This window comes from Sporosarcina ureae (assembly GCF_002109325.1).
Taxonomy (GTDB): domain Bacteria; phylum Bacillota; class Bacilli; order Bacillales_A; family Planococcaceae; genus Sporosarcina; species Sporosarcina ureae_C.
In genome coordinates, this window is the sequence record NZ_CP015348.1 from 2977064 (window position 1) to 3003598 (window position 26535).

Sequence of the window (26535 nt, forward strand, 5' to 3'; positions counted from 1 at the left end):
ATGTATTTGGACACAATGGAATTGCCAAAAAAGAATAAATTGATGGAAGCGTATCGGCATGATCCACAATTTTTTCATACATTTTTTGATTATGAAGTAACACAGGCAGGATATGAGAATAGAGCAGAAGAGTTGCAAGGGCGTTCATTTCAACGGGAACAACTAGCGCTTGCCATAGAACACTATATGGAGCCGTTTGGCATATCGGATTTGGCCGCTCAACATATTCAAGAACTTTCTAATGATGCACTTGTCGTTATTGGAGGACAACAAGCGGGAATTTTGACGGGGCCTTTATATTCTGTTCATAAGGCTATTTCTGTTATTTTATTGGCAAAAGAACAACGCAAAGCACTAAAGAAACCCGTAATACCTGTTTTTTGGATTGCAGGAGAAGATCATGACATCAATGAAATTAATCATACATATACTGCCAAAGCAGGAAAGGCGGCAAAGCGACAATTTAAACAGCCTACCATTCTGAAAACGATGGCTTCGGATACGCCATACGATCAAAAGGAAATGGCTGCTTTCATCAGAAAAGTTTTCAAAAGCTATGGAGAAACAACTTATACACGCGGGTTGCTAGATCATGTATTGCAAACCGTGAAACAACAGCAAACGTTCACAGGTTTTTTTACCTCGTTGATGAACGACTTGTTTACAAAGCACGGGTTGTTGTTTATGGATGCAGCCTATAAACCACTACGCCAATTGGAATCACCATATTTTTCGCAAATGATTGAAAGCTCTGAAGCGATGGCAAGAAGTATCTACACAACAGAACAACAGCTTCAGTCACATGGTTACTCGAAGCCGATCGAATCCGAAGAGTCGGATGCCAACATCTTTTATGTTCATGATACAGGGAGAATTTTGCTCCGAAGAAAAGACGGAAAGTTCGTTAATGAACAATCAGGTATTTCCTTCACGGAGCAGAAGATGTATGAGCTTGCCAAGAATGAACCTTGGTTGCTAAGTAATAACGTAGCAACTAGACCCATTATGCAAGATTTGGTATTTCCTGTATTAGCATTCGTTGGCGGACCGGGTGAAATTGCGTATTGGTCTTTGTTGAAAGATGCATTTCATATTATGGGTATCCATATGCCAGTCATCGTTCCAAGGCTTTCTATCACACTGGTCAACAGACAAGTCCAAGAAGCACTGGAACTGACAGATATTACGATGGCTCAAGTAATGGATTATCAATTACCGGAACATCAGGAACAATGGCTAGAGCAACAAAGGGATGAGCCATTTGATCGTTTGCTTGACGAGACGAAGAGTCAACTAGAAGCACAGTATGAAAAGTTGCATACACATTTAGAAACGACAGATCCAAGCTTACTTCAATTACTTCAAAAGAATTTGCAGTTCCATAAGAGTCAGTTTGATTATTTACAGAAGAAAAAAGAACAATCAATCTTAGTGAAACATCATGTACAGTACGAGCGTTACCATGTCATTTCTGAACAGCTATTTCCAGAAGGCTCCTTGCAAGAGCGTCTCTATTCGCCTTACTTCTACATGAATCAATTTGGCGAAGACTTGATAGACGAGTTACTAAAACAGTCGTATACCTTCGATGGATCTCATCAGCTCGTGTATTTATAAGAAACCCCTTAAACCCGTCATTCGTTCTATGAATGGCGGGTTTAATTTGCGTTGAATGGATCGACTAGCAAGGATGCTGGGTAGGGATTTTGCGGGCAAAGCTGTGCTCTCAACGCCCCACTTTTACTCGCAAAAGCAGTCCTTCGTTACGGCTCTTCCCGCGGGCCCACCGGAAAGCGTCCCCAACTAGAGCTTCAATCCACTCGTACTCACTAATTGTTTAATTTTCACTGGGATTTCATCTTACGACAATTCCTAGTGTTACTAGCGAAAACAGTGGTTTTTTCGCGATATGAGCAGGAAAACAAATCAGAAAGAAGTACTATTGACACATTTTAATAAATATGAGAAGAAAAATAGCCAAGTGGGTGGAGGAAAGTGGGGGGATGTGGTACATTATTTCATACAGTGGGGTGAATTATATGTTCATGGGAGAGTATCAACATTCAATTGATATGAAAGGTCGTCTGATTGTTCCTTCGAAATTTCGGGAACTGTTGGAAGATGGCTTTATTTTAACCCGCGGACTTGATAATTGCTTGTTTGGATACCCACTGGACGAATGGCAAAAGCTTGAAGAAAAGTTGAAAGCGTTGCCGGTCACAAAAAAAGATGCTCGTGCATTCACTCGCTTCTTCTTCTCGGGAGCATGCGAAGCAAGTCTTGATAAGCAGGGGAGAGTCAATATACCTGCCAATTTACGAGAGTTCGCAAAGATTGAAAAGGACTGTATGATTATCGGTGTATCCAGCCGTATTGAAATTTGGTCTGCAGAACTTTGGGAAGCGTACTACGAGGAATCTGAGGAATCATTTAATGACATTGCAGAAAACCTTATTGATTTTGAATTTTGAAAGCAGGCGGAATAAACATGTTTAACCACACAACAGTATTACTGCATGAAGCCGTCGATGGCTTGCATGTAAAGGAAGATGGCATTTACGTGGATTGCACACTTGGTGGTGCAGGTCACAGTGAAGAAATAGTCAAACTTCTTTCATCTAAAGGACAACTAATCTGCTTTGATCAAGATATGACGGCCATTGAAGCAGCACAACAAAAACTAGCGCACTATACAGCACAAGTACAATTTGTCCATGCAAACTTTAAGGACTTGAAAAATGAATTAGCGAAATTGGGAATATCTCATGTAGATGGCATTTTATATGACCTAGGAGTTTCTTCTCCACAATTGGATACAGCCGAGCGAGGATTCAGTTACCATCTTGATGCACCATTGGATATGCGCATGGATACGTCTGCGCCATTGACAGCTTACGAAGTAGTCAATGAATGGTCGTATTCCGACTTGGTTAGGATATTTTTCCGCTACGGTGAAGAGAAGTTCTCAAAGCAAATCGTCCGTAAAATTGAAGAAGCACGCGCTGATGCGCCTATACGTACAACAGGGGAACTCGCCGAACTTATTAAAACGGGTATTCCAGCAGCTGCCAGAAGAACCGGTGGCCATCCTGCGAAACGTGTTTTCCAGGCTATCCGAATTGCGGTAAATGATGAGTTGGGAGCAGCTGAGCAATCTTTAACTGACGCCCTCACGTTATTACGTGAATGAGGTCGAATCAGCGTCATTACTTTCCATTCACTTGAAGATCGCTTATGTAAAACCATATTTAAGGAAGCATCTTCTATGCCAGAGTTGCCGCCGAACTTACCTATTATACCTGAGGGAATGGATCCGGACTTCCGTCTAATTACTCGCAAGCCGATCATCCCGACAGATGAAGAAATAGAGCATAACAAACGTGCTAGATCAGCAAAATTACGAATCATTGAGAAAAAATAGAAAAGGGGAATCAAGCCATGGGACTAGAACAACGGAACCTTAATACGCCACAGACACCGGAGGTAGAACAACATACTGATCAAAATCAGCAACAGGTTGTCCGCCGTGTAAAAAAACGTTTTTCTAAGGGCGAAAAGGTATTGTTCACTTTATTTGCAGCATTTACAATCGGTACTTCATCTATGCTTTTACAGACACACTCAGATATAAACGCTGTCAATAAAGAAGTGCAGTTGATGAATACGGAAATTGAAAATACTACAAAACAGAATAATGAATTGTCCATTCAAGTGAGTGACAAATCCACCTACGAACGTATTTGGAAAAAAGCACAAGAGAATGGTTTGAACCTTAACGAAAGTAACGTAAAGGTCGTACCAGGACGATGAAGAAGTTTCGCTTTCAATGGGGAGCCTTTCTAATGTTTGTAGTATTCGGAGGGCTCTTTTTCATATTATTCGGCAGAATTCTTTTTATTCAGATGACGGGCCAAGTAGACGGTAAAGAATTAGCGAAGATCGCTTCTAACCAATATGAAAGAAATGCAGTCTTACAAGCTAGCCGCGGCGCTATCGTAGACCGAAACGACGTGGCAATTGCATCGGATACATTAAGTTATCATGTAGTCGCTGTACTTAATGAAGCTGCAAGTAAAAATAGTAAGAGAAAATATCATGTGATTGATTATAAAGAAACAGCTAAAGTACTGGCCAAGTATTTACCGCTAAAAGAACGTGAAATTTACGATAAAATGGAAAATGCTAGAGAGGGAGCATGGCAAATTGAGTTTGGTCGTGCCGGTAAAGATCTAAACCGAGAAACGGTATTGAAAATGAAGGAAGAACTCGATAGAAAAAAATTATCGGGTATTTTGTTTGTAGAGGGTAAAAAACGATTCTATCCTAATGGTCGATTCGCTTCGTACTTAGTGGGCTTTGCTCAAAAAGAAGAAACGGAAAATAACCAAACAGTCACCAAAGGAAAAATGGGGCTTGAAAAAACGTATGACAAGCAACTAACCGGTGTCGATGGAAAAGTGAATTACCAAGCGGATGTCTGGGGTACTTTATTACCTACTGCTAGCAAACAAATTGAAGAACCACAAGACGGTCAGACGATTAAACTGACATTGGATAAGACAATCAGTAATTTCGTGGAAGAAGCGATGGATAAAGTAGAAGAGGAATACTCGCCTAAAAAAATGCTAGTGCTCGTATCTAATCCTAAAACAGGAGAAATTTTAGCGATGAGCCAGCGGCCAACGTTTAATCCTATGACTAGGGAAGGTCTGACAGAAAACTGGCTGAATGATGCAGTTGAGCAGACGATTGAACCAGGTTCTCCAATGAAGATGTTCACGTTGGCAACTGCCGTGGAAGAGGGCAAATGGGAACCAGACGAATATTTCCGATCTGGATCTTATCAAATCTACGATCAAACAATTCGTGATGTCAATGTAGATGGCTGGGGCACGATCACCTTCCTTGAAGGATTGCAACGTTCCTCTAACGTAGGGATGGCGTACTTGCTGGAAAGAATCGGAGATCAGAAATTTATCGAGTACGTTCATAAGTTCGGTTTTGGAAAACGAACTGGGATAGATTTGCCAAATGAAGCGCCCGGTGTTGTACTAGATAATTATCCATCTGAAAGATTGACGACTTCTTACGGACAAGGGTCAACGGTCACGCCATTACAGATGATTCAGGCGGCTTCTGCAATTGCAAATAACGGGGTAATGATGAAGCCGTATGTAATTGATCAAATTATTGATCCGAATACGGAAGAAGTATTGGAGAATCATGAGCCTGAAGAGAGCGGATCACCAATCTCTGCAGCGACCGCTAAAGAAGTGCGGGAAATTTTAGCGACAACTGTTACTTCAGAAAATGGTACTGCCAAAAAATATCATTTAGAAAATTACGCAGTAGGTGGTAAAACTGGTACTGCCCAACTCCCCCAAAAAGGTAGTAAGGATTATATGACGGGGGCTGGGAACTATTTGTACTCATTCCTAGGAATGGCACCAATTGATGATCCTCAACTTTTGATTTACGTAACAGTTCAGCAACCGAAATTAAAAGTAGGAGAGCTAGGTTCAGATCCTGTATCGAAAGTGTTTAATCCAATTATGGAAAACAGCTTAAAGTATTTGAACATTGCACCTGATGATGAACAAGTAGTTCCCGTCAAAAAGGTTGGGGATTATGAAGGGGAAGATGCAGAAACGGCAGCTTCTTTGGCTGTTGAGGATGGCTTCCAAACCGTGTTGATCGGAGAGGGTGGCAAGGTATCCAAACAAATACCAAAAGCAGACACGAAGTTAACGGAGGATTCGATAGTCTTGTTGGAAACAAAAGGAGACACGACATTCCCTGATATGACAGGTTGGTCTAAAAAGATGGTACTTTCATTTACACATCTTTCAAAGTTGGATATTCGAATCAATGGCGAAGGTTATGTTGTTGGACAAAGCATCACAGAAGGGACGTCAGTAAACAAGAATGATCCAATTGTCGTAGAACTTCGAACGCCGGAGCAACAATATAATAAAAAGAAAAGTAATGATAATAAAGAAGAGAGCGAAGAGGAGCAAATCATGGGTGGCTAATGTATAGCACGCAATTTCACAGCATACCTTAATAGAAAAAAAGGTAGTGAGTCTTTGCGGTCATTTATTGATATGCAGTCAAAAAAACGTTTACGTGTAGCCTTCATTTGTTTTCTCCTCGGTCTACTACTCGTTATAGGGAAACTATTTCATGTGCAGATCATTAAACATGAGTGGCTGAAAGAAAAAGCGGAAGAAAACTGGGATATTGAAGTACCTTTTGGAGCTATGCGTGGGAATATTACGGATCGAAGTGGGAAGTTAATTGTTGGAAACAAACTAGCGCCCACGTTATATTTCATGCCAGCACAAAATCCTGACATTTCCAGTGATATACCTGCGATTGCAAAAATTCTTCAAATGCCTCCAAAAACATTGGAGGAGAAACTGAAGAAAAAAACCTATATGGTGAAACTAGCTCCCGAAGGAAAAAACATCACCAAAGAGCAAGGGGATGAGATCTCGAAACTGCAAGTCGCCGGCTTGTATGTAGGTGTAGATTTTATCCGTTACTATCCATATGATGATCTGTTAGCTCGTTTGCTTGGTTTTACTGGATATGATGGCAATGGCTTAGCGGGAATTGAGTATGCGTACGATGAAATTCTGAACGGAACAGGGGACAAAGTACGACTGTTCACTGATGCCAAAGGAATTGCCTTGCCTCATGTAGAGGATAGCTTCGAACATGGCAAAGATGGCTCGACTTTGGAACTGACGATTGATCTTAAAATGCATCAAATCGTGGAACGCGAACTGATTCAAGCGATGGAGAAGTATGATGCAACACAGGCGTTAGCTATCATTATGAATCCGAAAACGGGTGAATTATTGTCACTAGCATCCGTGCCAGGTTTTGATCCACGCGAATATCAATCAGCGGATTCCACTATCTATAACCGCAACTTGCCTGTATGGATGACATACGAGCCAGGCTCCACATTCAAAATTCTTACCTTGGCAGCCAGCTTGGAAGAAGACGTCATCGATTTGGAAAATGAAAACTTTTATGATCCTGGTTACAAAATCGTTGCAAATGCCAGATTACGATGCTGGAAACGAGAAGGTCATAAAGATCAAACATTTTTGGAAGTAGTAGAGAATTCATGTAACCCGGGTTTCATTACGATGGGGCAGCGACTCGGTAGTGAAAGGTTAGATCGCTATATACGTGAATTTGGCTTCGGTAGCTCAACAGAATCAGGCATCGCTGGAGAATCGAAAGGTATTTTGTTTTCCAAGGAAGCATTTGGACCTGTTGAACAGGCAACCACTTCGTTCGGGCAAGGAATCTCTGTCACCCCGATTCAACAAGTGCAAGCTGTTGCCGCAGCTATTAATGGTGGTAAACTTTATAAGCCCTATATTGTTAAATCCATAAAAGACTCTGACGGTAAGACGATTAAAGAATTCAAACCTGAATTGAAAAGACAAGTAATCAGCGAAGAAACATCAGCTAAAGTGCGTCACGCTCTTGAATCAGTTGTAGCGAATGGATCAGGTCGTAATGCTTTTGCAGAAGGTCTTCGAATAGGTGGTAAAACAGGGACGGCACAGAAAGTAGAGAATGGTCGCTATAAAGATGGTGATTATATTGTCTCCTTCATTGGTTTCGCGCCTGCAGATGATCCTGAACTACTCGTATATCTAGCGATCGATAGTCCGAAAAACTCGATTCAATTCGGAGGAGTTATCGCTGCACCGATCGTCGGACGAATCATTGAAGAAATTGCTCCAATCGCTAACATAGAACGAAGGAAAGAACAGTTAGAAAAAGAGTACCGATGGGGAGACGCGATCACATTCCGTTCACCTGATTTACTTGGAATGAATGAAAAAGAATTGTTGTCTCAAAATTACACATTCAAAGTTAAGTGGCATGGAAAAGGTAAGAAGGTTATTCGACAGTTACCAGCTCCTAATACTTTGATGACCGTGGAAGACACAATTCATTTGTACACAGAATAAGCAGTGCTTCACTGACACGCAATTGATAGTAGAAGGAGAACTTAACATGACACTCGGCACCACAGTCACGATAATCGCTGTTTCATTTTTTGTATCAGCGATTATCGGGGTGATCATCATCCCATTACTTAGAAGGTTGAAATTTGGTCAAAGTATACGAGAAGAGGGCCCACAAGCGCATATGAAAAAAGCGGGTACTCCCACTATGGGAGGACTCATCTTCCTTCTTTCTATATTGATTTCAACACTAACTTTATCTTACATAAACGACACACTAACTACTCATACGATTGTGTTATTGATCGTGCTGATCGGTTTCGGAATCATCGGCTTCCTCGATGATTTTATTATTATCGTAGCGAAGCGCAACTTAGGATTGACATCACTTCAGAAATTAATCGGTCAGATCATTATTGCGATCGTTGCCTTTTTCTTACTGAAACTCGGACCATTCGAAACGACCGTAACGATTCCTTTCACGGATCTTGGGATAGATCTCGGTGTGTTTTATGTGGCGTTTTTAGTGTTTTGGCTTGTAGGTTTTTCTAACGCAGTCAATTTAACGGATGGCTTAGATGGTCTAGTAGGCGGAACATCGACTATTGCATTCTCTGCCTTCGGTGTATTTGCGTTAGCGTATGAGCAAAATGATATTGCGTTATTTGCATTTGTAGTAGCGGGTGCAATGCTTGGATTTTTATTATTCAACATCAAACCAGCGAAAGTATTTATGGGTGACACAGGTTCACTGGCATTAGGAGGGGCACTCGCTATGATTTCAGTATTGATCAAACAGGAGTTGTTGCTGTTGGTCATCGGAATTGTATTCGTAGTAGAAACGCTTTCTGTCATTATTCAAGTTATCAGTTTTAAAATGACTGGAAAACGCGTATTTAAAATGAGTCCCATTCATCATCACTTTGAATTATCTGGCTGGTCAGAATGGAAAGTAGTGATTGTGTTCTGGGGTGTGGCATTGCTTGCTGCCCTCGTACCGGTCTTCTTGGAGGTTATGTAAATGAAGAATACAGAACAATTCATAGGGAAACGGGTACTTGTAGTCGGACTTGCGAAGAGCGGAGTGGCAACGGCAGGTTTGCTTCAGCGTCTTGGTGCGGAAGTTGTAGTCAATGATTCAAAGCCTGTAGAAGGTAATGAAGAAGCAATGGAACTTCAAGCGCGAGGAATTGAAGTTATTGGAGGGGGGCACCCGAGTGATTTACTAGAGCGAAATTTCGACTTCATCGTAAAAAATCCGGGTATCCCTTACACTAATTCGCTACTAGCGAAGGCAGTTGAGCAGAATATTCCGATTTGGACTGAAGTTGAATTGGCTAGTATTCTCAGCGAGGCACCAATTATTGCGATTACTGGATCGAACGGTAAAACGACAACCACTACATTGTTGTATCACATGCTAAATTTGGGTAAGAAACATCCACTAATAGCGGGTAATATTGGAACGGTCTCTTGTACGGTCGCTGAAAAGGCGAAAGCGAATGAAGTAATTGTACTTGAAGCTTCGTCGTTTCAGTTAGCTGGGACAGAAAGCTTTACTCCACGCATTGCAATTTTTACGAATTTGTATGAAGCGCATTTGGATTATCATGGATCGATGAATGAATATCTCGATGCGAAGTTGCAAGTAGCCCGCAACCAAACTTCGGAAGAATACTTAATTTTTAATGCGGATCAACAGTTAATAAAAGAAGCAATAGAATCATTCGAATCTCACAAAGTACCCTTTTCAGTACTTGGAAAAACTAGAGAAGGTATTTCAGCAGATGAAGAATGGATTTATTGGCTTGGTGAACCTTTCATAGAAATTAAGCATATTAAATTACCGGGTCGTCACAATTTAGAAAATGTTTTATCCGCAACGGCGGCAGCCATATTGTCAGGGTGTGAAAAAACAGCGATAGAAAATGTTTTGAGTTCTTTCACCGGTGTTCGCCATCGCATGCAATTTGTACGTGAAGCAAATAGCCGTACAATATACAATGACTCAAAAGCGACGAATACATTGGCAACAAAAAGTGCACTTTCCTCATTTAAAAAGCCAATCGTTTTGATTGCTGGGGGACTAGACAGAGGCCATTCATTTGAAGAATTACGACCTTATATGAAAAATGTTCGTGCTGTCGTCACGATAGGGGAGACGGCAAAGCGTTTTGCAGACTTTGCTATGTCTTGTGGCATCACTGAGACAGTTCAGGCAACAACTATGCAGGACGCAGTCCAGAAGGCATATAAGTGTAGCTGTGAAGATGATGTGATTCTATTGTCGCCGAGCTGTGCAAGTTGGGATCAATACAAGAGCTTTGAAATTCGGGGCAACGAATTTATTGATGCAGTAATGAAGTTGTAAATCCTTTGTAATAGTTGGAGAGTAAAATGAAAAACTGACTGATTAATTTGAGGAAGGATGCGAACGCTGGAGAGAACCTACCGAATAATCTTTTTGACAACCGCCTTACTATTGTCGCTGATTGGATTAGTATTTGTGCAATCGGCAGGATCTTATTGGGGAGAAGTTCATTATCAAGATTCTTCTCCATTTATCGTCAAGCAAGGCATCTATATGATTATTTCCTTGGCTGTCGCTTATGTGCTGGTCAAAAGCCCGTTGACATCACATCCTAAATTCTGGACGTATTGTTATATTGGATCAATTCTCATGTTGGTTGCGGTATTAATACCGGGTATTGGAGCTGTGCGAAACGGTTCTCAAAGCTGGATCGCGTTTGGTCCAATCAGTTTGCAACCGGCAGAATTCGTAAAGGTAGCTTTGCTTGGAAAATTAGCAAGCGGTATGAAGAAACATAAAGACAAGTCTTGGCAATGGCAACATTTCGCTTGGATTTTATTACCCGCAACGTTGATCATGTTGCAACCTGACCTTGGCTCTGCCGTCATCATGATAGTATCTGCTTTTGTCATTCTTTTCTTAGCGGGCTATCCATTGTCATTCTTTATCTTTCTTTTCGTCTCAGGTCTCGGTGCTTTTATCGCACTTATCCTAGCTGCACCCTATCGTCTGGATCGAATTAAATCCTATATTGATCCATGGAACGATCCTCTCGGTACGGGGTTTCAAAGTATTCAATCGTTATTCGCGATTGCCCCTGGTGGTTTATTCGGCCATGGTTTCGGGAATAGTCGTCAAAAGTTTTTGTACTTGCCTGAACCTCAAAATGATTTTATCTTTTCCATTATTGCAGAAGAAATTGGGTTTATCGGTGCAGCATCTATCGTGTTGCTGTTTATCTTGTTATTCGCTTCTGCATTCGGTATAGCAATTCGATTAAATAACTGGAATTCTTTTTTAATTGTCACCGGTATGGTGTCCATGATCACTTTCCAAACGTTTTTAAATATGGGAGTCGTCTCCGGGTTGCTGCCTGTAACAGGCGTGACATTGCCTTTCATTAGTTATGGAGGGTCCTCGTTGTTGACTACGTGGCTGGCTATCGGAACGATTCTACATTACTCTGCGAATAAAAGGGCAGGATGAAAGGAGAACAGGATGTGGAGAAAATAATAGATATTGAAGATCGAATTCCATCCATGCGTAAAAAACGCAGAAGAAGAGCTAATATGAGCTTTCTTCTGCTCGTCGTAATATTCGTCCTTGTTCTTCTTGCCTTGTTGTATTTCCAATCTTCATTAAGTGATGTTTCGAAAATATCTATTAATGAGACTGTTTTACACGAAAGCGAGGAGTATATAGATCAAAGCGGGTTGTACAAGGGACAATCACTATGGGGCTTCCGTGCTAAAGATATAGAAAAAAACATTGAGAAAATTCCTGGCGTAAAAGATGCGAACGTTAAAAGAGATTTTTATAATGATGTTTCCATCAACGTGACGGAATGGGAACCTATTGCCTATGTAGAAAATCAATCTCAATATGATCTTCTATTAGAAAATGGTGAACGGTTGGTAACAGCAGATCCTGACATCCTCTCACACGCACCGATACTCTCTGGTTTTAACGAACCCGAAGCGACAGATCGAATGATTGAACAACTACAAGAGCTGGATAGTTCAGTCTTTGAACTTCTCTCGGAGCTTCGTTATGAAGGGGAAGACAAAGTCGACGTATATATGAGTGATGGATATGAAGTTCATGCTGTAATTTTAGGTTTTGCTGAAAAAATGTCCTACTACCCAGATATTATTGCGCAATTGCCTAAAGAAGAAAAAGGGGTACTTGATATTGAAATTGGCGTGTACTTTAAAACATATACAGATTTCTACAAAGAACCAGTACCGGTGGATGTGGAAATCCCACTACTAGACGGAAAGCCGGACGTAACAAAAGGAAAACCGGTGGATGTAGAAATTGAAAAGGAGGAAGAAAGTGAGCAAGAAACTGAAGAAAACTAGAGAGAAGCGCGGCAAACAACTTGTGTTGTCAATCGTCTTTTTAGTACTGGGCTTCATGCTTGCATTTTCCTATCGAACAATTGGCAGTAAGCAACAAGTATTGAGTCCGGAGCATACCAATTTATTTCAGCAAGAAGAACAATACCGTGCAGATCTAATTGAACAGCAAGAAAGAAACAAAGAATTGACAAATGAATTGCTGGAGAAACAAAAAGAAGTGCATTCGTTTGAACAAGATTTCTCCGATAAAGAAAAAAACCATGCAGTTCTTGTAGAAAAAGCGCGGGATTTAAGATTATTACTAGGTGATATTCCGTCGAAAGGTCCGGGGATTAAAGTGACACTGGAAGACGCGGATTATGATCCCTCAGTACAGAATCCCAATGATTACATTGTTCATGAAAGTCATGTCTTACGTGTAATTAATGAATTGAAAATCGCAGGTGCGCAAGGAATGACTATAAACGGGCAACGAATTAATTCGAATTCGTATATTAAATGTACAGGCCCTGTTATTATGGTTGATGGTAGAACGTTTCCGGCACCTTTTATTATAGAAGCAGTAGGGGACCCGAAAGTGCTGTCTCCAGCTCTGCATTTAAAGGGCAGTGTCATTGATGGATTGTTGCGAGATAATATTGTCGTCACATTAGAAGACATGAAGGAAGTTCAACTGCCTGCGATTCGTGACGAAGTATGATGGATTGTGGGGGGGTAGAGTGAAGCAAAAAATACACTGGAAGTTCACATTGATTCTGGGTATAGTGGGATTTGTATTAGCTTTACAATATAACTCAATGAATACTACATCTCCACGTGATACACGAGATTTATGGGCTATTCGTAAAGAGTTGTCGAATGAAAAGAAAATACACTCTGAACTTTTAGAAGAACTTAGGGAAATTGACCAGACCCTTGCTTCATACAATGCATCACCTGAAGCAAATGCAACTGGCGTACTACAAGACACATTGGACAAACTGTACAAACAAGCGGGATTCATGCCGACCACTGGTCCAGGATTTGTAATAGAGGTTGCTCCATCCCCAGAAAGTATTGCGTTCGGTTATGAAGTAGTGCCAGTATCATCTGAACTACTGGCTTGGTTTATTAATGTGGTTAATCAACAACAAGGTAATGAGTTGGAGATTGATGGAAAGCGCTTCACCACGTTAAGTTGGATCCGAGATATTAACGGTAACCTGACTGTTAGTGGGGAAGTAGTTTCCACACCACCGTTCGATATTAAAGTCGTTTCTCCTACAAAGGAAGCCAGTGAAAAATTGTATAATCAATTATTGACGACTACCATACAGGATGAATTTTATTTAGACGACTTAGTTTTAACAATTAGTGAACCAGCGAACCGCATTACTTTACAAGGCTGGACGGGTGGTTTTGAAAATCGGTTTTTAAAAGAACAAACAAAGGAGTAATGACAATATGTGGCTACCCTTACTTGGGCTCCTCCTTGGCGTTTCACTAGGTTTGCTCTCGGATATACAGATCCCGCAAGTATATAATAACTATTTAACTATTGCGATTCTCGCTGCATTTGATACACTATTTGGTGGAATCAGAGCCTATCTTCAGCAAGTGTATGACGACAAAATATTCGTCAGCGGATTTTTCTTCAATATTCTTTTAGCAGCAGCACTTGCTTTTATCGGTGTGCACCTTGGTGTAGATCTGTACTTGGCAGCGGTCTTTGCGTTTGGTGTGAGATTGTTTCAAAACATCGCGGTCATCCGAAGAATCCTGCTTGCAAAATGGACAGGAAGAAACAAAAATCCCAATACAAATGCGTGATATTAAATGTTTTTAGAAGAGGGTGTTGAAAATATTTAGACAAAGCAGTCATAATACAATAGAATGGAAGTTACTAGTTACATTAAGGAGGTGTCAATAATTGAGTAAATCAAATCATTACGTATCACTTGATATAGGATCATCCACAATTAAAGTCTTAATTGGGGAGATGGATCAAAATGCCCTGCATGTAATTGGCGTGGGGAATGTGCAATCTGCTGGAATTCGAAAAGGAACAATTATTGATATTGATGCCACTGTCCAGTCAATCCGTAAAGCGATTGAGCAGGCTGAACGAATGACAGGCTTGAAAATTGAAGAGGTGGTTCTTGGTATACCTGCAAATGGTGTCCAGTTCCAAAACGTTAAAGGTGTAGTAGCAGTAAACTCTGAAAATCGTGAAATTACAGATGATGATTTGGAAAGAGTTATGAAATCATCACAAGTAATGAATGTTCCACCTGAAAGAGAATTCGTCAATTTAGTGCCTAAGCAATTTATTGTCGATGATTATGATGAAATAACAGATCCCCGTGGTATGATGGGAGTAAGATTGGAAATGGACGCAACGTTGATTACGACGTCCAAAACTCAACTACATAACATTTTACGCTGTGTAGAAAAAGCGGGTTTACAGATTCGTGAAATTTATTTGCAACCATTGGCGGCAGGTACATTCGCATTATCTGAAGATGAAATGTATCATGGAACTGCCTTCATCGATATTGGCGGAGGGTCAACTACGGTATCGGTATTTGCTGAAAATCGTTTGATCAGTACGTCTGTATTACCAGTCGGTGGGGATCATATTACAAAAGACTTATCCATTGTCTTAAAAACACCTACAGAACAAGCAAGAATGATTAAGCATCAGTATGGACATGCCTATTATGATGACGCTTCCGATGAAGAATTATTTGAAGTGCCGGTAGTAGGTTCAGATGCTAAAGATCAATACAGTCAGCGTTATATCTCTGATGTTATCGGTTCACGTCTAGAAGAATTGTTCGAATTGATTCTTGAAGATTTATATGCAACAGGTATCCGTGATTTGCCTGGTGGTATCGTCATCACAGGCGGAACAGCTAAATTGGACGGTATTTTACAGTTAGCTCGTGATGTCTTTAAAACTAGAGCAAGATTATACACACCAGAGTATATTGGTGTCCGTGAGCCGATGTATTCCACAGCGGTTGGCTTGATTCGCTATGCGTACATGGAAGATGTATTCTTTGGTTATGAAGAAGAGCCAGTTGGTTCACCTCAATCACCAGACTCCATATATGAAGTCGCGGAACCTTCAGCTAAACCGGTTAAACCGAAAAAAGAAAAAAGTCAAGGATTCATGAAACGCGCTAAAAAAGTATTCGACAATTTCTTTGAGTAATATATTGCTTTAGATGGGGAATTGCAGATAATTTAGAGGAGGAAAATCAATGCTTGAATTTGAGACGAACATAGATGCATTAGCAGTAATTAAGGTTATTGGAGTAGGCGGCGGCGGAAACAATGCGGTCAATCGTATGATCGAACATGGGGTGCAGGGCGTAGAGTTTATCGCGGTAAACACAGATGCACAAGCATTGCAATTATCATCAGCTGAAATCAAACTACAAATTGGTGAGAAGCTTACTAGAGGACTAGGCGCAGGCGCTAACCCTGAAGTAGGCAAAAAAGCGGCTGAAGAAAGTAAAGAACAGATCGAAGAAGCACTACGTGGAGCAGATATGGTGTTCGTTACAGCTGGAATGGGCGGCGGAACAGGTACGGGTGCAGCACCAGTTATTGCTCAAATCGCTAAAGATATTGGCGCATTGACTGTAGGTGTAGTTACACGTCCATTTACATTCGAAGGTAGAAAGAGATCTACTTCAGCAGCTGGCGGTATCGCAAGCATGAAAGAAGCAATTGATACACTAATCGTTATTCCAAATGATAAACTGCTTGAGATTGTAGACAAAAACACGCCAATGCTTGAAGCATTTAGAGAAGCTGACAATGTATTGCGCCAAGGTGTCCAAGGTATCTCTGATTTGATCGCAGTACCTGGATTGATTAACCTCGACTTTGCTGACGTGAAAACAATCATGTACAACAAAGGTTCTGCATTGATGGGTATCGGTATGTCCACTGGTGAAAATCGTGCTGCAGAAGCTGCGAAAAAAGCGATTTCTAGTCCATTGCTTGAAACATCAATTGATGGAGCAAAAGGTGTCTTGATGAATATTACAGGCGGTTCGAACTTAAGCTTGTTTGAAGTACAGGAAGCAGCGGATATTGTTGCAACTGCATCAGACGAAAACGTCAATATGATCTTCGGTTCTGTGATCAACGACGACTTGAAAGATGAAATCATCGTAACGGTTATCGCTACAGGATTTAACGAAGAACAACTAGCTCCTTCAAGACAAAGAGGTCCTGGTGTAACAGGGGGCATTCGTCCACAACGTCCTGTACAACAGCAGCCACCAACACAACAAAGCAGATATGAAGAGCAACCACGTTACGAGCAACAATCTGAGCCGAGACAGCCACAAGCTAATCAGCATCAGCACGATGAACAACTGGATATTCCAACGTTCTTACGTAATCGTACGCGTCGTAAATAATAAATAGAACGAGCTCCCCACTTGAGAAGAAATTCTCAAGTGGGGAGCTTTTTTGCTTTCATAATAATCGCTCGTTCCGTCATATTTAAAAATATGTCGAAGCTTTTATCTTAAAGCATCCAAAGCCTGACAGGTTTTTCATTACAGCCATGATAATCTGTTTGTAAGGAGGCCGGCATATGTATGGTGAACTGATGATAGGGATCAACATGCTCTTTAACTACGCCATCCTATCATTTACTAATAAAGTTGGAAATCATCACACGAGCAGAAGGAGGTTATGGAGCGCAGCATTTATCGGTGCCTTCTTTGTTACATTGTTCCCGTATTCTGTGCCAGCGATGATCTTCACTTTCTTAGGAATGACGTATATTGCATTTGGACAAACATTTGGTAGTTGGAAAAGTTCTATCCTTGCTGTATTAATTGCAACATTTTTTGCAGGAGGATTGCTGACACTCATCTATGCACAAATCAGTATCAGCGCAAATCAGAGCTTTTTATTCGTAGCCATTGGCCTCACTTATCTATCTTTGTATATTGTGAAGCATAAATGGATTGACACACGCATGATGAATAAGTTAATGAGCTTTACGCTCGATTCGGAATTGATGTTATGGGGACAATCCATTCCACTTAAAGTATTCATCGATACGGGTAATCATTGCGTAGAACCGTTATCAGGGGATCCTGTACATTTTATTGGCTATCGGGCAGTTAAAGAACAACTACCCGTAGATTTTGCTATAGCACTGGAGTCCTGGAATCCTGCAGAATCTCCAGACTTGGCCTGTTTCCCCGCCCCTTATCAAAGAAGTCTTCGATTGATACGATTGCAAACTGTTCAAGGTGCTTCGTGGGCTGTAGGAATCAAGTATGATAGTTGGCTTCTCGATGGAGAGTTATTACCTACTGGATATATTGTCTTGACGAAAGAACAGCGTAAATATCCACAAGGTGCTGCAGCTATTTTGCAAGTGAGCGCAATGGATGTACTAAAAGAAGAAGGGAGAACAGCTACATGTTGATAGAAGTAAAAAAGTGGGTTTCATATATTGCAGGATTCTTCAGACGAAAAGGTGGCATATTTTATATCGGGGGTCATGAATCTCTTCCAAAACCCCTCAATAAAGAACAAGAAGCAAAAACCATTGCAGCATTAATGAATGGAGATCCTGCTGCACGTGACACATTAATTGAAAAGAATTTACGTCTAGTCGTCTATATCGCAAGACGTTTTGATAATACCAATACGAATATTGAAGATCTTATCAGCATAGGGACGATCGGATTGATTAAAGCAATCGAAACATTTAAAGCGGATAAGAATATTAAGCTTGCAACATACGCTTCACGTTGCATTGAAAATGAAATTTTAATGCACTTGCGTAAAACTAATCGTATTCGCTCAGAGATTTCATTTGATGAACCTTTAAATTCAGATGCAGATGGCAATGAGTTGCTACTATCAGATATTTTAGGTACAGATGAAGATATTATTACAGACGATGTAGAGAAAAAGTTGGAGCGTCAATATATGATTGATGCCATTTCCATTTTAGATGAAAGAGAACGTTACATTATGGAACAGCGATTCGGCTTGATGGGTACAAACGAAATGACACAAAAAGAAGTAGCGGATCTACTAGGCATTTCACAATCCTATATATCGAGATTGGAAAAGAAAATCATTTCCGAACTCCGTGATCGACTAAATCAACCAATTTCCTAAATGGACTTATCGGCAGAAATTGGCGATTCCTGAATTCGCATATTCTAAAGAGTTGAGGACAGACTACTCTGTACACTCACCTATAGAATGCGGAGGAAAAGCCAATGGTACGTACAAGAGTAGAAATTTGTGGAATCAATACGTCCGAGCTGCCATTATTGACGCCAACTGTGATGAAAGAAACATTCATTCGTTTGCAAAGCGGTGACGAATTTGCCAGAGATGAATTGGTGTTTGCGAATTTGCGTCTAGTACTCAGCCTAGTTCAACGCTTTAACTATCGTGGAGAACAGGCTGATGATTTATTCCAAGTTGGTTGTATTGGGTTGTTGAAAGCCATAGACAATTTTGATTTAAAACATAATGTCAGGTTTTCCACCTATGCCGTGCCGATGATTATTGGAGAAATTAAACGGCATCTTCGTGATCATCATGCTGTCCGTGTATCCAGATCGTTACGTGATATAGCTTATAAAGCCATTAGGGCAAAAGAACAATATGTCAACGAGCATCAACACGAACCAAGAATCTCTGATCTGGAGAAGATTACGGGAATACCGGAAGAAGATATACTCTTTGCTTTAGATGCTATACAAGATCCCATGTCGTTGCATGAGCCGATGAACAGTGATGGCGGCGATCCGATTTATATGATGGATCAGCTGCATGATCAGAGAGTGTCTGAAGACCGCTGGATGAACTATGTGTCCATAAAAGATAAAATGGGCGATTTAGATGAACGTCAACAGCTTATCGTCTCCAAACGATTTTACCTCGGTCAGACGCAAACTGAAATTGCCAAGGAACTTGGAATATCGCAAGCGCAAATTTCTAGAATTGAAAAGCATGCGATGGAGCAGATTCGGCTTGGAATTGAGCAGAAGAAATAGTAATAGCTATTAATATACAGAGACTGTCCTTGCCACTTAAGTGTGGTTAGGGCAGTTTTTGTTTTTGGATAGCGAAGCGCCCAAAATCATGCCCCGTGGAAAGCGTCCATTTCTGCAACGGAGATCCCAAACCACTATCCAATGTCTTAGTTCTCTATACACTTCCTGATTTGAGAAGCAGTTTTTCACGTTCTCATTAAAACTCACTATGCATAGTATGAAAGAAGGAGGGGAAACTATGCGTTTTTCCAGCTTGCAGAAAAAAGAAGTGATTGAATTAAAAAAAGGATCATTCCTCGGTTTTGTTCAAGACGCCACAATAGACATCGAAAAAGGTGAAATAGCACAACTTCACATTGGGGAACTTGAACGCTCATTCTTCACGGATAGCAAGTCAAAAGGTGTGCAGAAAATCGATTATAAAGATGTCATGACGATTGGAAAAGATATTATCTTGATAGATAATAAACAGCTTAATAAGTGACTTATCGTTGATATATAGTGCTCTAATTGATACAATGAAATAAAGATGATGAAAAGTAGTGATAATATGGAACAAGTAGAACAACGACTAGCAACTATACAAAAACAAATAAATGAAGCATGTGAAACGTCAAATCGTTCAGTTGAAGACATCACGTTGATAGCTGTCACGAAGCAAGTTTCTTCAGCTCGGGCACAGTCTCTTTTGGATGTTGGTATACAGGACTTAGGAGAAAATCGTCTTGAAGGCTTGCTTGAAAAGCAAGAAGCGATTAAGGATTCGGTACATTGGCATTTCATTGGTAACTTACAGACACGAAAAGTAAAAGAATTAGTCCATACAATTGACTGTCTTCATTCGCTAGACCGTATGAGTCTTGCGAAAGAAGTGAATAAGCGGGCAAGTCAGCCGTTGAATTGTTTGTACAAGTCAATGTTTCGGGTGAAGAATCTAAATCGGGTATTACTCCTGATGAAGTAGATGAATTTTTTGAGCAATTAGCAACTTATGAGAATGTTCATGTTATTGGACTCATGACGATGGCGCAAAATACGGAAGATGAATCCATAATTCGCAATACATTCCGTTCTTTACGTGAACTGCGTGACCGAATTGCAGCGAAAAAGTACTCCTACGCTCCCTGTACAAAGCTGTCTATGGGGATGTCCAATGACTTTACAATCGCAATAGAAGAAGGTGCAACCCATATACGCATCGGCACTGCATTGGCCGGATCAGAAAGCGAGGAAACTGAATGAGCCTCAAAAAACGATTAGAAAAAATGTTTTGGGTACAAGAAGAAGACTTAGTTCAACAACCTCAACCTAAAGCTCAAAGCAAGCCTTCAAAAAGTGAACAGGCTATTGCTCGCAAAGAGATGAAGAAACTTGGAGGTAAGAAAAGAGCTGTCAATAGCCGTCTTCAAAGTGGACAACAACAGTCTTCGCCTGCTCAAGCTCCAGTGATTAGCTTACAAAGTCTTCAAAAATCATCAAAAGTTATTTTGCTCGAACCACGTTCTTATGCAGAAGTAGAAGACATTGCAGAACATTTAAAGAATCGTCGTTCCGTCGTAGTTAACTTGCAACAGATAGAACGAGATCAAGGGTTTCGTATCATTGATTTCTTGAGTGGGACAGTATATGCACTCGGTGGCGATATTCAGCGGATTGGCGCAGATATTTTTCTGTGTGCACCTGACAACGTAGAAGTAGCCGGTAAAATCACAGAATTTCTATCAGAGCAACAAGATCGATAGGCTACACAACTTAGGACTTTCATTAAATGAAGGTTGAACAATTTGAATGAGGTGTACATGTTATTATGATCGCATTATTAAATAATTCATATCTTTTGATCTCTGGAGCGTTACAATTATTTTCAATCCTGTTAGTCATTTATATCTTGATGTCATGGGTTCCCTCCACTAGAGAAACAAAATTCGGTAAACTTATAGGGAAAATAGCGGAACCGTATTTAGGATTTTTCCGTAAATTCATTCCACCATTCGGAATGATTGATTTTTCACCGATTGTCGCACTGTTGGCATTACAATTAATCAGTAGAGGAATCGGCCAAATCTACTTAATGATCTTCCAAGCATTGGTATATTAAGTATAACCTTAATTGAAAATGGAAATCCTCACAAGGTGAGGATTTTTTTATATAAGGAGAAGAAATAAAATGGATTCGATATTTCAACATTTTCGTAAAGATGAACAACCTTTTATTGAGAAAGTAAATAGTTGGGTGAAGGAAGTAGAAGACACATACGCACCCAAGTTAACAGAATTTCTAGATCCTCGACAGCGCTTTATTACTGAGTCGATCGTCAGGAACTCAGATCTTACACTGACAGCTGACGGTGGTTTTTTAGATGCAGAGCGCCAGAGAGTACTCATTTATCCAGATTACTATATGCCGACTAAAGATGATTTTCAAATCAGTATTTATCAAGTGAACTACCCACAAAAATTTGTTACAATGAAACATTCTCAATTGCTCGGATCCCTAATGTCTATAGGTATTGAACGTTCCCGATTTGGTGATATTCAACTAACAGAAGAAGCGGTCCAATTCGCAGTTGCACAAGAAGTCTCAGAGTATATTCATGTCAATTTCACACAAGTTGGTAAAGTGAAAGTATCCGTAGAGCCGGTACTAAATGCTGAAGATTTTATTGATATAAAAGAAGAATGGACAGAAGATCTATATATTATAAGCTCATTGCGTCTAGATACTGTCGTAGCCGCATTAACGAACAGTTCAAGAGCCAAAGCTTCCTCTTTAATTAAAGGAGAAAAAGTAAAAGTAAATTGGGCTATGATTGATCAACAGGCATTTGAAATAGAAGAATACGATGTTCTTTCAATTAGAGGATATGGACGGTTTAGAATCATGAGTATCGAAGGACGCACGAAAAAAGACAAAATCCGTGTAATGATTGGATCGCTAGTATAGAGAGAATCCTTGATAAATTAAGAAAAGTAGTGTTTAATCAAGTAGTAAACACAATCACATTGTAAACTATGTAAGCATACTGAAAGGAGAAAGCGTATTATGGCTTTAACCCCTACGGATATACATAACAAAACGTTTAATACGAAATTTCGTGGCTATGATGAAGATGAAGTTAATGGGTTTTTAGAACAACTTATGAAAGACTATGAAAACGTCTTAAAGAAAAATGAAGATCTTGAAAAAACGGTTTCTGATAATGAGGTAAAGATTACTCATTTTAATTTAATTGAAGAAACAATGCAGAAATCTATTTTGATTGCACAAGAGGCTGCAGAAGATGTACGAAAAAATGCGATTCAAGAATCAAAATTAATTATCTCTGAAGCCGAAAAAAATGCAGATCGTCTTGTGAATGACGCACTCGCGCAAGCAAGAAAAATTGCACTCGAAGTGGAAGTGTTGAAGAAACAGTCAAAAGTATTCAAAAGCCGCTTCAAAATGATGGTAGAAGCGCAGCTTGATATGATCAATACGGAAGACTGGGACGACTTGTTGAAGTATGAATTGGATACAACGAGCGTAGAAAGTGTAGCAGAGCAAGAGCTAGATCTTCCAAATGTAGACAGTCTAGGCGAAGAACTAGTTAAGAAGACGGAAGAAGCTTGACAACTTCCGAACACATTTTTATAATGAAATGTAAATTAAAATGAAGAAGCGTTGACGGAAAGAGTACTTTCTAATTATACCCATAGCGAGCCGGGGGCGGTGTAAGCCCGGTGGTACATTAGAAACGAAAATCACTCCTGAGCTAGAACCTTTATATAGATCTGGGTTCTCGGTATCACACTGCCGTTATTAGTGTCTAAGCGGCAATTGCTTTATGCAATTGCAAGTAGGGTGGTACCGCGAGAATGAACCTCGTCCCTTTTTGGGATGGGGTTTTTTATATTCAAAAGTGGAAAGCGCCGTTTAGGCTCGACAGGCGTTGGAAGACCATCCAAAAAGGCGTTCTTTGCCTTTCTGGATGATCTGAAACGACCCGAGAGCCTGGCGCTTGCAACTAGCCGAAATCCAAAGTGGAAAGCGCCGTTTAGGCTCGACAGGCGTTGGAAGACCATCCAAAAAGGCGTTCTTTGCCTTTCTGGATGGTCTGAAACGTCCCGAGAGCCTGGCGCTTGCAGCTAGCCGAAATCAAAAGTGGAAAGCGCCGTTTAGGCTCGAAAAACGTTCATACCAATCAAAAAAATGATTCACACATATTTTAAGGAGGAATTATAATGGAATATAAAGATACATTGCTTATGCCGAAAACCGATTTCCCTATGCGTGGCAATCTGCCAAATAATGAGCCGAAAATGCAGGAAGAATGGAATGAAAAGAATATCTATCAGCAAGTGCAGGAACGTACTGCAGATCGTCCGTCCTTCATATTGCATGATGGACCTCCCTATGCGAACGGTGACTTACACATGGGCCACGCACTTAACAAAGTACTAAAAGATTTTATCATTCGTTATAAATCAATGTCTGGCTTCCGCGCTCCGTATGTACCGGGATGGGATACACATGGTTTGCCAATTGAGCAAGCACTTGTAAATAAAAAAGTCGATCGCAAGAAAATGAGCACGGCTGAATTCCGCAAAATGTGTGAGGAGTATGCACTTCAACAAATCGACAATCAGCGTACGCAATTTAAGCGTCTCGGTGTTCGCGGAGATTGGGACAATCCATATATCACGCTGAAGCCTGAATTTGAATCTCGTCAAATTCAAGTATTCGGTGAAATGGCTAAAAAAGGATATATCTATAAAGGATTAAAGCCTGTTTACTGGTCACCTTCAAGTGAAACGGCATTGGCGGAAGCAGAAATTGAATATCAAGATAAAAAGTCTGCGTCTATTTATGTAAGCTTCCCGATCCAAGATGGAAAAGGTGTACTAGATGAAGATGTGAAGTTCCTGATCTGGACAACGACACCATGGACAATTCCTGCAAACTTAGGAATTTCCGTTCATCCTAAATTTACGTATGCAGTAGTAAAAGTGCAGAATGAGAAATTTGTAGTAGCAAAAGATTTAGTGGAGTATTTGGCGAAAGAACTGGAATGGGAAGAGTACTCGATCGAAAAAGAAGTTCAAGGTTCAGACCTTGACCGGATTGTTGCCAGACATCCATTCTATGATCGTGATTCATTAGTTATGCTAGGTGAGCATGTTACAGCAGATGCTGGTACAGGCTGTGTTCATACAGCACCAGGTCATGGTGAAGACGACTTCTACGTGAGTAAGCAATACGGAATCGATGCATTATCTCCAATTGATGACCGCGGTGTCATGACGGAAGAAGCACCATTTTTCGCTGGTATGTTCTATGAGGATGCGAATAAAGCCGTAACTGAAAAGTTGGAAGAAGTCGGCGCACTTCAAAAGTTGTCATTTTTCACTCACTCGTATCCGCATGATTGGCGTACGAAGAAGCCGGTCATCTACCGTGCGACTTCACAATGGTTCGCTTCTATTGAATCGTTCAGAAGTGATTTACTCGAAGCGATCCGTACTACTACATTCACGCCATCTTGGGGTGAAACACGTTTATTCAATATGGTCCGTGACCGTGGAGACTGGTGTATTTCTCGTCAGCGTGTATGGGGTGTTCCGATTCCAGTATTTTATGCGGAAAATGGAGAAGTAATTCTGACAGACGAAACGGTCAGTCATGTAGCAGGTTTATTCCGTGAGAACGGATCGAATATTTGGTTCGAGCGTTCTGCAAAAGAACTATTGCCAGAAGGCTACACCCACGAAGGAAGTCCGAATGGCGAGTTCACGAAAGAAACGGACATTATGGATGTCTGGTTCGACTCAGGAACAACACATCAAGGTGTACTTGATGAGCGTGATGATCTTCGTTATCCGGCAGATTTATACCTTGAAGGTTCGGATCAATACCGCGGTTGGTTTAACTCATCATTGACAACTAGCGTAGCGATCAATGGTATTGCACCGTATAAAGGTATCTTGAGCCATGGTTTCACATTGGACAAAAATGGTCGTAAGATGAGTAAATCTCTAGGGAATGTAATCGTCCCTTCAAAAGTCATCAATCAACTTGGCGCAGACATCGTGCGTCTATGGGTATCATCTGTAGATTATACAGCTGATGTTCGTGTATCTGATTCGAACTTTAAGCAAGTTTCAGAAGTTTACCGTAAGATCCGTAATACGATCCGTTTCTTGCATGGTAACGTAGCCGACTTTAATCCAGCTACAGATCGCGTAGCATTTGATGATATGCGTGCAGTTGATCAGTATGTCTATGTGAAGTTGCAAGATTTGACTGAGGAAGTGCTTACAGCTTACGAGCAGTATGCGTTCCCTACCGTCTACCACGCAATCAATAATTTCTGTACAGGCGTGCTCAGCTCGCTCTACTTGGATATTGCGAAAGATGTAGTCTATATTGAAGCTGCGAATCATCCAGATCGACGTGCAATGCAGTCGGTGATGCATGATACATTGATTACACTAGTCAAGCTCATCACACCGATCTTGCCACACACAGCAGATGAAATGTGGAAATATATTCAGCATGTTGAAGAAGACAGTGTCCAATTGACGGATATGCCGAAAGCGGATCATAAAGGCGAAGAAGCGGACAAGCTACGTGAGCGCTTTGATGACTTGATGGATATCCGTGATGATGTCTTGAAGGCACTAGAAGAAGCCCGTAACGCGAAAGTAATCGGTAAATCTTTGGAAGCTAAAGTGACAGTTGTATTGCCTGAAGATCAACGTGGAATTCTGCAAGCAGAGGATATTGATTTTGCGCAATTCTTTATCGTATCCGCATTTGAAGAAAGTACAAATGCAGAACTGCCAAATGCAATGAAACTAGATCACGCAACGGTCTTGGTTGAACCTGCAGAAGGTGAAAAATGTGAACGATGCTGGACTATCTCCAAGACAGTTGGAGAAGACACTGACCATCCGACACTATGTACACGATGCGCAACTGTTGTGAAAGAAAACTATGCGTAAGCAATCTTGATGTCTCAGCCATCATCATTCATTCGTGGATGATGATGGCTTTTTTTTACACAGTAGGACCGACAATCATATTGCAAGACAAAATTTGTGGTAAACTAAAGAAGAAATTAGCTGGA

The 26535-nt window shown here is 40.7% G+C and carries 23 protein-coding genes, 2 pseudogenes and 1 other annotated feature; all 25 genes and pseudogenes read left to right on the forward strand.

What is annotated here, in order from left to right; genetic code table 11:
* The 25 genes and pseudogenes from bshC (at position 1) to ileS (ending at position 26410) form a co-directional block, all read left to right on the forward strand.
* Entirely contained in the window at positions 1–1617 is a 1617-nt protein-coding gene (gene bshC, locus SporoP32a_RS14580) for a bacillithiol biosynthesis cysteine-adding enzyme BshC (RefSeq protein ID WP_158232592.1), read from the forward strand.
* A 422-nt stretch (positions 1618–2039) separates the two neighbouring features.
* Positions 2040–2471, forward strand: coding sequence for a division/cell wall cluster transcriptional repressor MraZ (gene mraZ, locus SporoP32a_RS14585; RefSeq protein WP_085429104.1), 432 nt, complete (start codon positions 2040–2042; stop codon positions 2469–2471).
* A gap of 17 nt (positions 2472–2488) precedes the next feature.
* Positions 2489–3421: pseudogene (rsmH, locus tag SporoP32a_RS14590) on the forward strand (16S rRNA (cytosine(1402)-N(4))-methyltransferase RsmH).
* Positions 3422–3438: 17 nt separating this feature from the next.
* Positions 3439–3810 carry a cell division protein FtsL gene (gene ftsL / locus SporoP32a_RS14595; protein ID WP_085428561.1) on the forward strand — a complete coding sequence of 124 codons (372 nt, stop codon included), beginning with the start codon at positions 3439–3441 and terminating at the stop codon, positions 3808–3810.
* Positions 3811–3842: 32 nt separating this feature from the next.
* On the forward strand, positions 3843–6032 hold the full coding sequence (locus tag SporoP32a_RS14600) for a penicillin-binding protein (RefSeq protein WP_232319548.1): 2190 nt from the start codon (positions 3843–3845) through the stop codon (positions 6030–6032).
* A gap of 72 nt (positions 6033–6104) precedes the next feature.
* Positions 6105–8000, forward strand: coding sequence for a penicillin-binding transpeptidase domain-containing protein (locus SporoP32a_RS14605; RefSeq protein WP_085429105.1), 1896 nt, complete (start codon positions 6105–6107; stop codon positions 7998–8000).
* 46 nt (positions 8001–8046) lie between these two features.
* Positions 8047–9018 (forward strand): phospho-N-acetylmuramoyl-pentapeptide-transferase, encoded by a 972-nt coding sequence (mraY, locus tag SporoP32a_RS14610; protein ID WP_085428563.1) that lies wholly within the window; start codon positions 8047–8049, stop codon positions 9016–9018.
* The gene (murD, locus tag SporoP32a_RS14615; protein ID WP_085428564.1) at positions 9019–10368 is read left to right on the forward strand and encodes a UDP-N-acetylmuramoyl-L-alanine--D-glutamate ligase; all 1350 of its coding nucleotides are present in this window, start codon (positions 9019–9021) and stop codon (positions 10366–10368) included.
* Positions 10369–10461: 93 nt separating this feature from the next.
* Positions 10462–11514: a putative lipid II flippase FtsW gene (ftsW, locus tag SporoP32a_RS14620; protein ID WP_335696112.1), complete on the forward strand. Its 1053-nt coding sequence runs from the start codon at positions 10462–10464 to the stop codon at positions 11512–11514.
* A 14-nt stretch (positions 11515–11528) separates the two neighbouring features.
* Positions 11529–12389 carry a cell division protein FtsQ/DivIB gene (locus SporoP32a_RS14625; RefSeq protein WP_158232593.1) on the forward strand — a complete coding sequence of 287 codons (861 nt, stop codon included), beginning with the start codon at positions 11529–11531 and terminating at the stop codon, positions 12387–12389.
* A complete protein-coding gene (locus SporoP32a_RS14630; RefSeq protein ID WP_232319549.1) occupies positions 12364–13089 on the forward strand; it encodes a DUF881 domain-containing protein in 726 nt (241 codons plus the stop codon). Before SporoP32a_RS14625 ends, SporoP32a_RS14630 begins: the two co-directional genes overlap by 26 nt.
* 97 nt (positions 13090–13186) lie before the next feature.
* Positions 13187–13825 (forward strand): DUF881 domain-containing protein, encoded by a 639-nt coding sequence (locus SporoP32a_RS14635; RefSeq protein WP_143560792.1) that lies wholly within the window; start codon positions 13187–13189, stop codon positions 13823–13825.
* Between the two features lie 7 nt (positions 13826–13832).
* Complete coding sequence (locus SporoP32a_RS14640) at positions 13833–14198, forward strand: small basic family protein (RefSeq protein WP_085428568.1); 366 nt, start codon at positions 13833–13835, stop codon at positions 14196–14198.
* A 100-nt stretch (positions 14199–14298) separates the two neighbouring features.
* Positions 14299–15585, forward strand: a complete 1287-nt coding sequence (ftsA, locus tag SporoP32a_RS14645) for a cell division protein FtsA (protein WP_085428569.1) — start codon at positions 14299–14301, stop codon at positions 15583–15585.
* A 49-nt stretch (positions 15586–15634) separates the two neighbouring features.
* A complete protein-coding gene (gene ftsZ / locus SporoP32a_RS14650) occupies positions 15635–16807 on the forward strand; it encodes a cell division protein FtsZ (protein ID WP_085428570.1) in 1173 nt (390 codons plus the stop codon).
* Positions 16808–16986: 179 nt separating this feature from the next.
* Complete coding sequence (locus tag SporoP32a_RS14655) at positions 16987–17835, forward strand: sigma-E processing peptidase SpoIIGA (protein WP_085428571.1); 849 nt, start codon at positions 16987–16989, stop codon at positions 17833–17835.
* The gene (gene sigE, locus SporoP32a_RS14660) at positions 17829–18539 is read left to right on the forward strand and encodes an RNA polymerase sporulation sigma factor SigE (protein ID WP_085428572.1); all 711 of its coding nucleotides are present in this window, start codon (positions 17829–17831) and stop codon (positions 18537–18539) included. The genes SporoP32a_RS14655 and sigE overlap by 7 nt, the downstream gene beginning before the upstream one ends.
* 104 nt (positions 18540–18643) lie before the next feature.
* A complete protein-coding gene (gene sigG, locus SporoP32a_RS14665; RefSeq protein WP_085428573.1) occupies positions 18644–19429 on the forward strand; it encodes an RNA polymerase sporulation sigma factor SigG in 786 nt (261 codons plus the stop codon).
* A 238-nt stretch (positions 19430–19667) separates the two neighbouring features.
* Positions 19668–19913 carry a PRC-barrel domain-containing protein gene (locus SporoP32a_RS14670; protein ID WP_158232594.1) on the forward strand — a complete coding sequence of 82 codons (246 nt, stop codon included), beginning with the start codon at positions 19668–19670 and terminating at the stop codon, positions 19911–19913.
* 66 nt (positions 19914–19979) lie between these two features.
* Positions 19980–20671: pseudogene (locus SporoP32a_RS14675) on the forward strand (YggS family pyridoxal phosphate-dependent enzyme).
* Positions 20668–21171: a cell division protein SepF gene (locus tag SporoP32a_RS14680; protein WP_085428575.1), complete on the forward strand. Its 504-nt coding sequence runs from the start codon at positions 20668–20670 to the stop codon at positions 21169–21171. The pseudogene SporoP32a_RS14675 and the gene SporoP32a_RS14680 overlap by 4 nt, the downstream one beginning before the upstream one ends.
* Positions 21172–21236: 65 nt before the next feature.
* Complete coding sequence (locus SporoP32a_RS14685; protein WP_085428576.1) at positions 21237–21527, forward strand: YggT family protein; 291 nt, start codon at positions 21237–21239, stop codon at positions 21525–21527.
* Positions 21528–21596: 69 nt separating this feature from the next.
* Entirely contained in the window at positions 21597–22373 is a 777-nt protein-coding gene (locus SporoP32a_RS14690; RefSeq protein WP_085428577.1) for a YlmH family RNA-binding protein, read from the forward strand.
* A gap of 99 nt (positions 22374–22472) precedes the next feature.
* Positions 22473–23039, forward strand: a complete 567-nt coding sequence (locus tag SporoP32a_RS14695; protein ID WP_085428578.1) for a DivIVA domain-containing protein — start codon at positions 22473–22475, stop codon at positions 23037–23039.
* A gap of 42 nt (positions 23040–23081) precedes the next feature.
* Positions 23082–23302 (forward strand) — a binding site (T-box leader).
* Positions 23303–23650: 348 nt separating this feature from the next.
* Positions 23651–26410 (forward strand): isoleucine--tRNA ligase, encoded by a 2760-nt coding sequence (gene ileS, locus SporoP32a_RS14705; RefSeq protein ID WP_085428580.1) that lies wholly within the window; start codon positions 23651–23653, stop codon positions 26408–26410.
* Positions 26411–26535: the final 125 nt, after the last annotated feature.

What these genes read in the sequence shown, in the direction of transcription:
- SporoP32a_RS14685 (WP_085428576.1), top strand. Translation starts at nt 21,237, where the DNA reads ATGATCGCATTATTAAATAATTCATATCTTTTGATCTCTGGAGCGTTA.
- SporoP32a_RS14655 (WP_085428571.1), top strand. Translation starts at nt 16,987, where the DNA reads ATGTATGGTGAACTGATGATAGGGATCAACATGCTCTTTAACTACGCC.
- SporoP32a_RS14670 (WP_158232594.1), top strand. Translation starts at nt 19,668, where the DNA reads ATGCGTTTTTCCAGCTTGCAGAAAAAAGAAGTGATTGAATTAAAAAAA.
- ftsL (WP_085428561.1), top strand. Translation starts at nt 3,439, where the DNA reads ATGGGACTAGAACAACGGAACCTTAATACGCCACAGACACCGGAGGTA.
- bshC (WP_158232592.1), top strand. Translation starts at nt 1, where the DNA reads ATGTATTTGGACACAATGGAATTGCCAAAAAAGAATAAATTGATGGAA.
- SporoP32a_RS14640 (WP_085428568.1), top strand. Translation starts at nt 13,833, where the DNA reads ATGTGGCTACCCTTACTTGGGCTCCTCCTTGGCGTTTCACTAGGTTTG.
- SporoP32a_RS14680 (WP_085428575.1), top strand. Translation starts at nt 20,668, where the DNA reads ATGAGCCTCAAAAAACGATTAGAAAAAATGTTTTGGGTACAAGAAGAA.
- murD (WP_085428564.1), top strand. Translation starts at nt 9,019, where the DNA reads ATGAAGAATACAGAACAATTCATAGGGAAACGGGTACTTGTAGTCGGA.
- SporoP32a_RS14695 (WP_085428578.1), top strand. Translation starts at nt 22,473, where the DNA reads ATGGCTTTAACCCCTACGGATATACATAACAAAACGTTTAATACGAAA.
- SporoP32a_RS14635 (WP_143560792.1), top strand. Translation starts at nt 13,187, where the DNA reads ATGAATACTACATCTCCACGTGATACACGAGATTTATGGGCTATTCGT.
- SporoP32a_RS14600 (WP_232319548.1), top strand. Translation starts at nt 3,843, where the DNA reads ATGTTTGTAGTATTCGGAGGGCTCTTTTTCATATTATTCGGCAGAATT.
- ftsZ (WP_085428570.1), top strand. Translation starts at nt 15,635, where the DNA reads ATGCTTGAATTTGAGACGAACATAGATGCATTAGCAGTAATTAAGGTT.
- SporoP32a_RS14690 (WP_085428577.1), top strand. Translation starts at nt 21,597, where the DNA reads ATGGATTCGATATTTCAACATTTTCGTAAAGATGAACAACCTTTTATT.
- sigG (WP_085428573.1), top strand. Translation starts at nt 18,644, where the DNA reads ATGGTACGTACAAGAGTAGAAATTTGTGGAATCAATACGTCCGAGCTG.
- mraY (WP_085428563.1), top strand. Translation starts at nt 8,047, where the DNA reads ATGACACTCGGCACCACAGTCACGATAATCGCTGTTTCATTTTTTGTA.
- mraZ (WP_085429104.1), top strand. Translation starts at nt 2,040, where the DNA reads ATGTTCATGGGAGAGTATCAACATTCAATTGATATGAAAGGTCGTCTG.
- SporoP32a_RS14605 (WP_085429105.1), top strand. Translation starts at nt 6,105, where the DNA reads ATGCAGTCAAAAAAACGTTTACGTGTAGCCTTCATTTGTTTTCTCCTC.
- ileS (WP_085428580.1), top strand. Translation starts at nt 23,651, where the DNA reads ATGGAATATAAAGATACATTGCTTATGCCGAAAACCGATTTCCCTATG.
- sigE (WP_085428572.1), top strand. Translation starts at nt 17,829, where the DNA reads ATGTTGATAGAAGTAAAAAAGTGGGTTTCATATATTGCAGGATTCTTC.